The organism is Streptomyces sp. NPDC003943 (assembly GCF_053605265.1).
The window spans coordinates 1-11,413 of the sequence record NZ_JBSGIW010000086.1; the positions used below are offsets into that span (position 1 = coordinate 1).

Here is an 11,413-nt window from a genome sequence, read left to right on the forward strand (position 1 = left end):
GCCTTGAGCCGCTTCTCCTGCTCCGCGCGGACGAAGGGCCGCGGCTGGTCGCGCGGACGGTCGGGGTCCTCGGGACCCGCGGCGGAGCCGCTGATGTCCACGGTCTCGCCCTCGGCGGCCGGCGCGGGCGGCACGGGCTGGTGCGGGCCGTACTCGTCGACCAGTACGGCGGGCTCCACGCCCAGCTCCTCCAGGGCGCGGGCCTCCAGCTGCTCGATCCGCAGCCGCTTCTCGGCGCCGAGGACCTCGCCCCGGTGCACCGAGTCGGTGAGCTTGTCCAGCGCCGCCTTGAGCTCCCGGCCACGGGTACGGGCGGCGGTCAGGTCCTGCTCGCGGGCGCCCTTCGCGGCCTCGGCGAGGGCGCGCTCCCGCTCGGCGCGGACCAGGGACACCTCGGCGTGCGCGAGGAGCTGGCGGGCGCCGGACGCGACGGCGGCGGCGACCTCGGCCTCGTGGCGCAGCCGGGCGCGGCGCTGTTCGGCGCGGGCGCGGGCCTCGCGCTCGGCGCGCGCGGCGCGGTCGAGGGAGTCGGCGCGGCCGGCCAGGCCCTTGACGCGTTCCTCGTGGGTGCGGACCTGGAGGCGGGCCTCCATCTCGGTCTGGCGCGCGTTGGAGCCGTCGATCGCGAGCCGGTCGCGCACGGAGCTGTCGGGCTCCTCGTCGGCCGGCGTCTCCTCGGCGACGAGCAGCCGCTCGGTCAGCTCCTCGGCCTCCACGAGCGCCTTCTCCAGAGCCTCCTCGGCGCGCGCCGCCGCGGCGGCCGTCCGCTCGGCCTCGCCCGCCGCGCCCCTGGCCTGTCCGGCGAGCCGGCCGAGCTGCTGGGCCACCGCCGACTTCTCCCGGTCGGCCGCGCGTCGCTTCTCGCCCAACTCCTCGACGAGCCGGGCCGCTTCCCGGCGCCGCTCCCCCGCCGCCTCCCGCGCGGCGACGAGTTCGGCGCACCGCACCTCGAGTCCGGCCAGCTCGGCCGCCGCCTCGTCCACGGACGCCTGCACCTCCAGGAGGCTGGGCGCGCCGGCGGACCCGCCCTGTGCGAAGTGCGCCCCGAGCAGGTCCCCTTCGGCGGTGACGGCGGTCAACCCGGGCCGGGCGCGCACGACTTCGACGGCCCGGTCGAGCGAGTCGACGACGACGACGTCACGCAGCAAGCGCCGTACGGATCCCATGAGTTCGGCGGGACCGGTGAGGAGGGAGGCGGCGGGGAGGGCGCTCTCGACGCCGGACGCCTGCTCCTCCTCCGGGTCGCCTGCGCCCGCGAGGAGCAGCGACGCCCGGCCCGCGTCCTGCTTGCGGAGCAGGCGCAGGGCCTCGGCCGCGGCGCCCGGGTCCGTCATGGCGAGGGCGTCGGCGGCGGCGCCGAGGGCGGCGGCCAGCGGGATCTCGTAGCCCGGGGTGACGTGGAGGAGTTCGGCGGCGGGGCCGAGGAGGCCGGTGAGGCCGGCGGCCAGGAGGGTGCCGGTGCCGTCCTTGCGGCGCAGGCCCAGGGCGAGGGCGTCGTGACGGGCGCGGGTGGCGGCGCGGGTGCGGTCGGCGTCGGCGGCGGACTCGCGGGCGGCGGCGAGCGCGGCCTCCGCGTCGGCGAGTTCGCGGCGGGCGCCCTCGTACCGCTCCCCCAGTTCCGCGTCGCCCGCGTCCAGGCCGTCGACCTCGGCCTTCAGCTGCTCGTACTCCTCCTGCGCGGCGGCGGCCCGCTCCCGCGCCTCGTCACGGGCGGCGGCGAGCCGGTCGATCTCGGCCTGGGCGGACGCGGCGCGCGAGCGGGCCGCGTTGACCTGCCCGTGGAGGCGGGCCAGGCCCTCGCGGCGGTCGGCGATGGCGCGGGCGGCGTCCTTGAGGCGGCGCTCCTCGACGGCGAGGGCGCGTTCCAGTTCGGCGCGGTGGGCGACGGTGTCGTCGAGGGCGCGCTCGGCGGCCTCCAGGGCGGCGGCCAGTTCGGCCTCCTGCTCGCGGACGCGGGCGGCCTCGCGTTCCATGCTTTCAGGGTCCCTGAATCCCGGGCCCCGCCGCTCCTCCGCGGGCTGCGCGGTGGCGCTCTTGACGCGGGCGTCGGCGAGCGAGACGGTGCCGCGCACCCGCTCGGCGAGCTGCGACAGCTCGTACCAGGTCTGCTGGGCCCGCTGGAGCCGCGGCACGAGGCGCCGCACCTCGTCCTCCAGGCCGGCCTCCCTGGCGAGCGCCGCCTTCAGTTCGGTCTCGGTCGCCTCCTTGCGGGCGAGCAGCGCGGCCTCGTCGGCGATCTCCGCGTCGAGCGCCTTCCGGAGGCGTACGAGGTCGTCGGAGAGCAGTCGCAGGCGCGCGTCGCGCAGGTCGGCCTGGATGACGGCGGCGCGGCGGGCGACGGCGGCCTGCCGGCCGAGCGGCTTGAGCTGGCGGCGCAGTTCGTCGGTGAGGTCCTGGACGCGGGCGAGGTTGGCCTGCATCGCGTCGAGCTTCCGCAGCGCCTTCTCCTTGCGCTTGCGGTGCTTGAGGACTCCGGCGGCCTCCTCGATGAAGGCGCGGCGGCCCGTCGGGTCGGCGTGCAGGACGGAGTCGAGCTGGCCCTGGCCGACGATGACGTGCATCTCGCGGCCGATGCCGGAGTCGGACAGCAGGTCCTGGATGTCGAGCAGCCGGCAGGTGTCGCCGTTGATCTGGTACTCGCTGCTGCCACCGCGGAACATGATCCGGGTGATGGTGACCTCGGCGTAGTCGATGGGCAGCGCGCCGTCGGAGTTGTCGATGGTCAGCGAGACCTCGGCGCGGCCGAGCGGGGGCCGCCCGGTCGTGCCGGCGAAGATGACGTCCTCCATCTTGCCGCCGCGCAGCGACTTGGCGCCCTGTTCGCCCATGACCCAGGACAGCGCGTCCACGACATTGGACTTGCCCGAGCCGTTGGGGCCGACGACGCAGGTGATTCCCGGTTCGAACCGCAGGGTGGTGGCGGAGGCGAACGACTTGAAACCGCGGAGCGTCAGGGCCTTGAGATGCACGCCTGCGGACTCTACCTGGGGTCCCGGGTTTCACCCATGGACGCGCTGGGCACACCCTCCCCCAAGGAACCCACGTCGAGTGGGACACGGGGGACACGGGAGGGGACCCAGGAGCGAGCGGCACGGGACGGGCGCGCGACCGGCGCAAGAAAGAAGGGACGCCTGGGCGTCCCTTGCATATCTAGCTGTGCTAGCGAGAGTGTTTCTCACCCAGCCCCGGCACGGGGCGTCAGGTGAGCGCAGGCTCCGCCTTGGGAACGTCGAGGTCGATGCTGTCGAGCAGCGACTCGCCATGCTGTGCGGCGGCAGCGGTGAGCGCGTCGTTCTCGGACTGGATCCGAACCAGCTCGGACTCGAGGTCCTGGACGCGCTGCTGAAGCCGTCGCATCTCGGCGAGGAGTCGCGGGTCGGAGCCGCCGACGTAACCGAGAAGCGCCTTTGCCATGATGGATGGTCCTCCACACTGAGTGACCGACCGAAGCGGTGTGGGTCGTGAGGGATTCGCACCCGCGGTGCCCGACCGTGCTCTTTGTCGTGCCGGTTCTCACGGTCGAACAGCTGAGGTGCGCGGGGGCTTCCAGAGTCTCACCAAAAAGTTTGACGGTCAACACGATCACGCCCTGCATCAAGGGTCCACCGGGGGTTCGCGGCCGTTCAGAACACGGCGGCGCCTCGCAACTCGGTGCCCGAGGGGGCGTGGAGATCATCCTTACGCGTGGAGCCTCACAAGGCAAGTGCTTCTCGGCAACCACCAGGCATTTTTCATCGCCGGGAGTGCTCCCCGAACGCTCGCCCGAGGGTCGTGCGGACCCTCGGGCGGACCACCGGGAAGAAGATCGTCAGAGTGCGCTCAGCGGATCTCGAAGGTGTCGTAGATACCGCGCGGCGTGGCCCAGATCTCAGTCACGCCGTCGACGCGCCCGGGCGTGTCGCCCTCGCGGAGCCAGTCGAGCAGACGGTGGCAATTCTCACGCGACCCCTCGGCCACGACCTGGACCCGCCCGTCGTCGAGGTTCAGCGCGAAGCCGGTGAGCCCGCCGATCTCCAGCGCGTTTGCCCTGGTGAACCAGCGGAAGCCCACTCCCTGTACCCGGCCGCGCACCCAGGCGGTCATCCGTACGTCCTCATCCATGGCTGCACGCTAGCGGTCGGATTACGGAAGGAGCACGTCAGCCCCTCGTGTCATGGCGTACAGTCCCGACGGAACGGGGCTCACCCGGTTGGCCGAGCCCCGGCGACCTCATCCACAGAAGCAAAGATCAGCAAAGGTCAGGGAGGCAGAGCAGATGGGACGGCATCGCGGCGCACGACGCGGCGCACCCGTACGCACCGGGCTGCTCGGTGTCTCCACGGCGGTCGCGGTCGGCGCGATAGCCGTCGCCTCGGGCCTGCTGCCCGGCGGCGAGACCTTCACGCTCGGCGGTACGAGTGCGAACGAGCAGAAGATCGAGGCGTCCCAGCAGCCCCCGAGCCTGAACACCCAGGGCGGCTCCTCGGCGACCCCCGAGACTCCGGCCGTGCACGTCGCCCCGCCGGCCGGCAAGGCCAGGGCCGCCGCGCCCTCGAAGGCGCCGAAGCCGAAGCCCTCCGCCTCGAAGGCCACCGCGACCCCGAGCCCCGCGCCGAAGGTTTCGAAGCCCTCGAAGGCCCCGGCGCCGAAGCCGACGCGGACGGTCCGGGTGACCCCGGTCCCCAAGCCTCCCGTGCCCGCGCCGACCGCCACCGTCCGCTCGGTCAGCGCCCGTGAGACGGCCGCCGAGGCCGAGGTGGTCCGCCTGGTGAACGTCGAGCGCGCCAAGGTCGGCTGCCCCGTCGTCCGCTCGGACGCCGACCTCGCCGCCCTCGCCGGTGCCTTCAGCGCCGACATGGCCGCCCGCAACTTCTTCGACCACACCGACCCCGACGGCGCCACCCCGTGGACCCGCGCGACGAAGGCCGGCATCACCGGCCTCGGCGCCGAGAACATCGCCCTCGGCCAGGTCGACGCCGCCGCCGTGATGCGGTCGTGGATGGCCAGCGACGGTCACCGCGCGAACATCCTGAACTGCGACTACACCGCGATCGGCGTGGGCGTGCACTTCGGCGCCGGCGGCCCGTGGTGGACGCAGGACTTCGCCTACTGAGCAGCCGGCGGTCCCGTACGTGAGAGGGCCCCGTCACCACACCGGTGACGGGGCCCTCTCACGTAGGCCGACGAGAGCCGCAGGTCAGGCAGCGGCCTTGCCCAGGGCGAAGGTACGGGCGGTCTCGGCGACGCGGCGGCCGAGGTGCTCGGCGGTGGCCACGTCGGCCTTGTGGACGGCCTCGGGGCCGAGGTCGCTCGGGGTCTGGGCGGCGGCGCCGGCGAAGAAGCCGAGGCGGTTGATGTCGTTCTCGGAGGCGGTGCTGCTGTTCCAGCCGGGCTTCAGACCGAGGTTGACCCAGGTCATGCCGTGCTGGCCGGCGAGGGTCTGGAAGAACTGCAGGGTGTGCAGCTTGTCGCCGCTCTTCGAGGCGGAGTTGGTGAAGCCGGCCGCGAGCTTGTCCAGCCAGGCGTCGGTGAACCAGCGCTTCGAGGTGGCCTCGGCGAACTGGTGGAAGGCGCCGGACGCGGTGCCCATGTAGGTCGGCGAGCCGAAGACGATCGCGTCGGAGGAGTCCAGGAGCTCCCACTCGGCGTCCGTGATCTCGTCGACCTTGATCAGGTGGACGGTGGCACCGGCGTCGGCGGCGCCGTCGCGGACGGCCTCGGCGATGACGGCGGTGTGGCCGTAGCCGGAGTGGTAGGCGATGGAGACGACGGGCGTGGTCACAGAGGACTCCTCGGACAGCTCGGACAGCTCGGAGGAGGTGCAGGGGAACACCTCCCGGGGACACCAGAAGTAGAGCACTAACTTTTCGAAAGCGCAAACCCCTGGTGAGCGCATGCGTGACCGTCAGCGCTGTGCGGGAGTACGGTGGAGGGCATGACCGACGCCGACGCCCTCGCCTATGACGTGTTCGCGCGTGCCTGCCCCTCGCGCGGCACGCTGGAGCACGTGACGGGCCGCTGGGGCAGCCTGACCCTGGGCGCGCTGCACGACGGCACGTTCCGCTTCAACGAGCTGCGGCGCCGGGTTGACGGCGTGAGCGAGAAGATGCTGTCGCAGACCCTGCACGCCCTGGAGCGCGACGGACTCGTCCACCGCGAGGCCCAGCCGACCAACCCGCCGCGGGTCGACTACCGGCTCACCCCGCTCGGCCGCGAGATCGCCGAGCGGCTGCTCGGCCTCATCCACCTCGTCGAGGGCCGGATGGACCAGGTGCTGGCCGCGCGCGAGAGTTACGACGCGGAGCGCGCCGAAACCACGGTCGCCGCGGAAGGCGCAGCCGTCACGCCGTGAGGCGCGGCGGGCGCTGGCAGCGCGGGCAGAAGTAGCTGGACCGGTTCATCCACGGGCGCCGGCGCATCGGCGTGCCGCAGCGGCGGCAGGGCTCGCCCTCCCGCCCGTAGGCGTCGAGAGACCGGTCGAAGTAGCCCGACTCGCCGTTCACGTTCACGTAGAGCGCGTCGAAGCTGGTGCCGCCGGCCGCGAGGGCCGCGTTCATCACGTCCCGGACGTGGCCGAGCAGCTCCGCCGAGCGCGGCCGGGTCAGGCTCGCGGTCGGCCGCTCGTAGTGCAGCTTCGAGCGCCACAGCGCCTCGTCCGCGTAGATGTTGCCGACGCCGCTGATCAGCGACTGGTCGAGCAGCGCCCGCTTGATCGTCGTACGCCGCAGCCGCAGCGCCTGCTGGAAGGCGGCGTCGTCGAAGGCCGGGTCGAGGGGGTCGCGGGCGATGTGCGCGATGACGTCCGGGAGCCCGTCCGTGCTGTCCGGGGCCGTGTCGTGCAGCGAGAGCCCGCCGAAGGTGCGCTGGTCGACGAAGCGCAGCTCGGTGCCGGCCCGGCCCGCGGCGGAGTCGCTGTCGGATGCGGTGAAGCGGATCCGGATCCGCAGGTGCTTCTCGTCGGCCGCGTCCTCGGGCTGGACGAGCAGCTGGCCGCTCATGCCCAGGTGCCCGAGCACCGACGCCTCGCCGCCGGCGAGCGGCAGCCACAGGTACTTGCCTCGCCGCCGCGCGACCCCGAAGGTCTGTCCCTTCAGCCGGGCCGCGAAGTCCGTCCCGCCCTCGAGGTGGCGCCGCACGGCCCGCGGGTGGAGGACCTCCACCTCGGCGATCGTCCGCCCGGCGACCCAGCGCTCAAGACCGCGTCGGACGACCTCGACCTCGGGCAACTCGGGCACGGGACTCCTCCGGACGGGCTCACGACGGGTACTGCCGGAAGCCTACAACCGCCCACCGACACCGCGGACAGCACGATGCCCCCGTCCCGATGGGGGACGGGGGCATCGTGCGAGGAAGCGCAGGTCAGGCCGAAGCCTGGTCCTTCACGGAAGAGGCGTCGGCGGCCTCTCCCGCGGTCGCGGCCGGGGCCGCTGCCGCGCGCTCGTCCGCGGCCGCGCGAATGGCGCGCCACGCGGACTCCGCCGCCTGCTGTTCCGCTTCCTTCTTGCTGCGGCCGGTGCCGGTGCCGTACGAGACACCACCGACGCGGGCAGCAGCAGTGAAGACCTTCTCGTGGTCCGGACCCTCCTCGCTGACGAGGTACTCCGGAACGCCGAGACCCTCGGCCGCGGTCAGCTCCTGGAGACTGGTCTTCCAGTCCAGGCCGGCGCCGAGGTTGGAGGACTTCTCGATCAGCGGGTCGAAGAGCCGGTGCACCAGCTCGGACGCCGCGTCGAGGCCCTTGTCGAGATACACCGCGCCGATCACCGCTTCGAGCGTGTCGGCGAGGATGGACGCCTTGTCCCGGCCGCCCGTGCCTTCCTCGCCCCGGCCGAGCCGGATGAAGGAGCCCAGGTCGAGGCCGCGGCCCACCTCCGCCAGCGCCCGCGAATTGACCACCGCGGCCCGCAGCTTGGCCAGCTGGCCTTCGGGCAGGTCGGGGTGGGTGCGATAGAGCGTGTCCGTGACCACCAGGCCGAGCACCGAGTCCCCGAGGAACTCGAGCCGCTCGTTGGTGGGCAGACCGCCGTTCTCGTACGCGTACGAACGGTGGGTGAGCGCACGCACCAGAAGGGCGGACTCGAGCTGATACCCGAGCCGCCCTTCCAGAAGCGTGTGGGACGAGGCTGAGTTGACGTGGTCAGACATCGTGCCTCTCACCAGCCTCTCAGACCGAGAGGACCTGGCGCTTGTTGTAGGTGCCGCAGCTCGGGCACGCGATGTGCTGCTGCTTCGGCTCCTGGCAACGCTCGCACGAAACCAGGGGGGTGACCGCAGCCTTCCACTGCGACCGGCGGTGGCGCGTGTTGCTGCGCGACATCTTCCGCTTCGGAACAGCCACGGCTACTTCTCCTGCTCTTCGTCGACACCGGTTGCGGCGCCGCTCATGTTGTCCTTCTCATCGGTTCCCAGCGAACCGGTGAGTTCCTGCAAAGCCGCCCAACGGATGTCGACGGCGTCGTGGTGGTGGTCCGGGTTGTCGTTCAGGTTGATTCCGCATTCGGAACACAGACCCTCACAGTCCTCCCGGCACACCGGCTGCATGGGCAGTGCGAGCACCACCGCATCGCGCAGCACGGGCTCGAGGTCGAACATGCCGTCCTCGAGGGGGATCATGTCCTCGTCGTCCTCGGCTTCGTCGTCCGCGGCCGCCTTCGAGCGGCCCCGGTCGTCGGAGTCGGGGTACGAGAACATCTCCTGGAAGTCCGCGTCGAGATCGAACTCGACGGGCTCCAGACACCTTACGCACTCCCCCTCGGCCGATGCACGGGCGGTGCCTGTGACAAGCACCCCTTCCATGACCGACTCGAGACGGAGCTCGATCTCCACCGGATCGCCCTCGGGCACCGCGACGACCCCGGCGATCCCCAGGTCACTGGGGGCGTCGACCGTGCGGGAGATCCGCTGCATGGCACCAGGACGCCGCCCCAGCTCGTGCGTGTCGAACACGAGGGGGTTGCGGTGGTCGAGGCGCGTGCTCAGGGCTCTTCCTGCTTTCGGATCGTTCACATACGTGAGGGGGCTGCCGGATACGGGCAGCACGGACCGCGGAGATACGCGCGACCGAACAGCCAGAATACTGGACGCTTCGCTCAGGGCCCAATCCGGGTCGGAACCCGGGCCGGGATCCGGGCCGGGACCGGTCAGTGCCCCTGCTCGTAGCGTCGCAGCTGCTCCAGATCGATCATGCTCGTGTCGAAGAAGCTGGTCTCGTCGAGCGAGGCCGCCTGCTGGTGCTGGGCTGGCTGGTGCTGGGGCTGGACGGGCTGCTGCTCGTAGCCGTACTGCCCCTGATAGGCGTAGGGGTCGCCCTGGGGCTGCTGGTAGGCGTACGGATCCTGCTGCTGGTACCCGTACGGGTCCTGGACCGGCTGCTCGTAGCCGTACGGGTCCGGCTGGGCCTGCGCCGGGATCTGCACGGGCTGCGCCGCCGGTACGGGCGGTACGGGCTGCGCCGCCGGTACGGGCTCGGGGTCGGCAAGCTCCGCGAGGCCGGCCAGGTAGTCGGCGTCGCTGGTGTGCAGCGGGGTGCCGGCCGCGTCCTGGGCCGCCATGTGCTCGCCGAGGGCGTCGGAGGCGATGCGGCCCTGGAGCTTCTGGCGGCCGCGGCCGACGGCCTCCAGAGTCTTGCTGAGGACGGCCTCGAAGGCGCCCAGCTTGGCGTCCACGTAACCGTCGGCGCGCTGGATCAGGGTCTGCGGGTCCGCGCTGTACTCGGGGGCGTCCTCGTCCGCGTAACCGTCGGCGTCGAGGCCGGGGCCGCGGCCGAGCAGCTTCTCGCGGCCGCGGTCGACGGAGGCGATGGTCTTGTTGAGGACGACCTCGAAGTTGGCCAGCTTGGAGTCGACGTAGTCGTCGGCCTCCGCGCGGATCTCCTCGGCCTCCCGGCGGGCCTCGGCGAGGATCCGGTCGGCCTCGTCCTGGGACTGGCGGGCGACCTGGGAGTCGGAGACGATCGAGCCGCGCTCGGCGTGCGCGGCCTCGATGATCCGCTCGGCCTCCTGGCGGGCCTGCTCGACCATCTGCTCGCGCCCGCCGATGAGCTCCTGCGCCTGGGCGAGGGAGTCCGGCAGAGCCGCGCGGACCTCTTCGAGCAGGGCGAGCAGATCGGCCCGGTTGAGCACGCAGGACGCCGACATCGGCATGGAGCGGGCGCTTCTGACCGTCGTGACGATCTCGTCGAGCTTCTTCTGCACGTCCACCGGGGCTCGCCACTCTCTACAGCTGGATGGAGACGGACGGGACGACTGTAAGGCCAGTCGGGCCCGTTCCGTGACCTGGTGACGGAGCGTCAGCGGCGGTGGCCGGGGGTCACCGCCCGGTCACTTCCGGCGCAGCCGTTCGGTGAGTCGGCCGAGGACCTGCGGCGGCACCAGGTGGGAGACGTCGCCGCCCCAGGCCGCGACCTCCTTGACCAGGGAGGACGACAGGAAGCTGTAGGTCGGGTTGGTGGGCACGAAGAGGGTCTCGACGCCCGAGAGCCCGTTGTTCATCTGGGCCATCTGGAGCTCGTAGTCGAAGTCGCTGACGGCGCGGAGTCCCTTGACGATGGCGGGGATGTCGCGCTGCTTGCAGAAGTCGACGAGCAGCCCGTGGAAGGACTCGACCTCCACGTTGCCGAAGTCGGCGGTGACCTCACGGATGAGCTCGATCCGCTCGTCGACCGTGAACAGGCCCTGCTTCGACTGGTTGATCATCACCGCGACATGCACGACGTCGTAGAGCTTGGACGCGCGGGCGATGATGTCGAGGTGTCCGTTGGTGATGGGGTCGAATGACCCCGGACAGACGGCGCGGCGCAACTTGGGTCCCTCGCTCTCCGGTCCGGTCATCGTGCGTCTTCGCACGTAGAGGCGGCGCGACCGTACCAAAACGTTCCCTCGCCGTAACGACGGGACCGCAGGGGTTCGAAGCCCTCGGGCCAGCCGAACTCCCCGCCTCGCGTGCTGCGCTCCACGGTGACGAGGGCATCCTCGCCGATCCAGCCCCCTGAGCGCAGTGTGAGGAGGATCTCGCGAAGATCGTCGTCCGAGACGGCGTACGGGGGGTCGAGGAAGACCAGGTCGTACGGCTCGGCCGGGGCCGGTCCGGCGGCGATCTGCTCGGCTTTGCCGGTGCGCAGTTCGGCGCCGGGCAGGCCGAGGGAGCGGATGTTCTCCCGGACGGTCCTGGCGGCGCGCGGCTCGGCCTCGACGAGCAGGGCGTGCGCGGCGCCGCGGGACAGCGCTTCCAGGCCGACGGCGCCGGAGCCCGCGTAGAGGTCGGCCACGCGGGCCCCCTCGACGCCGTGGAAGGACTCCCAGGTGGAGAAGAGTCCCTCTCGCGCGCGGTCGGAGGTGGGCCGGGTGCCGTTGCCGGGCGGCACGGCGAGTCGGCGTCCGCCGGCGGTGCCGGCGATTACGCGGGTCATGTCGGGGCCCCTCGTTGTCCAAAACCT

13 protein-coding genes are annotated in these 11,413 nt (G+C 72.1%); 2 read left to right on the plus strand and 11 right to left on the minus strand.

Annotated features, from left to right (window positions below):
- From smc to ACWEV0_RS28510, 3 genes are all read right to left on the minus strand, one after another.
- Positions 1 to 2,969: chromosome segregation protein SMC (gene smc / locus ACWEV0_RS28500; RefSeq protein ID WP_453152461.1), on the minus strand; the 2,969-nt coding region annotated here is incomplete at its 3' end.
- Positions 2,970 to 3,198: 229 nt separating this feature from the next.
- The gene (locus ACWEV0_RS28505; RefSeq protein ID WP_389208947.1) at positions 3,199 to 3,414 is read right to left on the minus strand and encodes a hypothetical protein; all 216 of its coding nucleotides are present in this window, start codon (positions 3,412 to 3,414) and stop codon (positions 3,199 to 3,201) included.
- Positions 3,415 to 3,819: 405 nt separating this feature from the next.
- Entirely contained in the window at positions 3,820 to 4,101 is a 282-nt protein-coding gene (locus ACWEV0_RS28510) for an acylphosphatase (RefSeq protein WP_403791716.1), read from the minus strand.
- A gap of 154 nt (positions 4,102 to 4,255) precedes the next feature.
- Between ACWEV0_RS28510 and ACWEV0_RS28515 the strand changes: the two genes are divergently transcribed.
- Positions 4,256 to 5,092: a CAP domain-containing protein gene (locus tag ACWEV0_RS28515; protein WP_453152464.1), complete on the plus strand. Its 837-nt coding sequence runs from the start codon at positions 4,256 to 4,258 to the stop codon at positions 5,090 to 5,092.
- A gap of 84 nt (positions 5,093 to 5,176) precedes the next feature.
- Here the strand turns inward: ACWEV0_RS28515 and ACWEV0_RS28520 are convergent, their stop codons facing one another.
- Positions 5,177 to 5,761: a flavodoxin family protein gene (locus ACWEV0_RS28520; protein WP_453152466.1), complete on the minus strand. Its 585-nt coding sequence runs from the start codon at positions 5,759 to 5,761 to the stop codon at positions 5,177 to 5,179.
- 153 nt (positions 5,762 to 5,914) lie between these two features.
- On the opposite strand from ACWEV0_RS28520, the gene ACWEV0_RS28525 reads away from it, so the two are divergent.
- Positions 5,915 to 6,331 (plus strand): winged helix-turn-helix transcriptional regulator, encoded by a 417-nt coding sequence (locus tag ACWEV0_RS28525; protein ID WP_453152468.1) that lies wholly within the window; start codon positions 5,915 to 5,917, stop codon positions 6,329 to 6,331.
- Here the strand turns inward: ACWEV0_RS28525 and mutM are convergent.
- The 7 genes from mutM to rsmD form a co-directional block, all read right to left on the minus strand.
- Positions 6,321 to 7,214 (minus strand): bifunctional DNA-formamidopyrimidine glycosylase/DNA-(apurinic or apyrimidinic site) lyase, encoded by an 894-nt coding sequence (gene mutM / locus ACWEV0_RS28530; RefSeq protein ID WP_453152470.1) that lies wholly within the window; start codon positions 7,212 to 7,214, stop codon positions 6,321 to 6,323. The two genes, ACWEV0_RS28525 and mutM, sit on opposite strands and share 11 nt — an antisense overlap.
- 124 nt (positions 7,215 to 7,338) lie before the next feature.
- A complete protein-coding gene (gene rnc / locus ACWEV0_RS28535; protein WP_453152472.1) occupies positions 7,339 to 8,124 on the minus strand; it encodes a ribonuclease III in 786 nt (261 codons plus the stop codon).
- Positions 8,125 to 8,143: 19 nt separating this feature from the next.
- Positions 8,144 to 8,317 (minus strand): 50S ribosomal protein L32, encoded by a 174-nt coding sequence (gene rpmF, locus ACWEV0_RS28540; RefSeq protein WP_030195083.1) that lies wholly within the window; start codon positions 8,315 to 8,317, stop codon positions 8,144 to 8,146.
- 2 nt (positions 8,318 to 8,319) lie between these two features.
- Positions 8,320 to 8,925, minus strand: coding sequence for a YceD family protein (locus ACWEV0_RS28545; protein ID WP_453152512.1), 606 nt, complete (start codon positions 8,923 to 8,925; stop codon positions 8,320 to 8,322).
- A gap of 194 nt (positions 8,926 to 9,119) precedes the next feature.
- The gene (locus ACWEV0_RS28550) at positions 9,120 to 10,178 is read right to left on the minus strand and encodes an ATP synthase F0 subunit B (protein ID WP_453152474.1); all 1,059 of its coding nucleotides are present in this window, start codon (positions 10,176 to 10,178) and stop codon (positions 9,120 to 9,122) included.
- Positions 10,179 to 10,298: 120 nt separating this feature from the next.
- Entirely contained in the window at positions 10,299 to 10,778 is a 480-nt protein-coding gene (gene coaD, locus ACWEV0_RS28555; protein ID WP_453152514.1) for a pantetheine-phosphate adenylyltransferase, read from the minus strand.
- 26 nt (positions 10,779 to 10,804) lie between these two features.
- Complete coding sequence (gene rsmD / locus ACWEV0_RS28560) at positions 10,805 to 11,386, minus strand: 16S rRNA (guanine(966)-N(2))-methyltransferase RsmD (protein ID WP_453152476.1); 582 nt, start codon at positions 11,384 to 11,386, stop codon at positions 10,805 to 10,807.
- Positions 11,387 to 11,413: the final 27 nt, after the last annotated feature.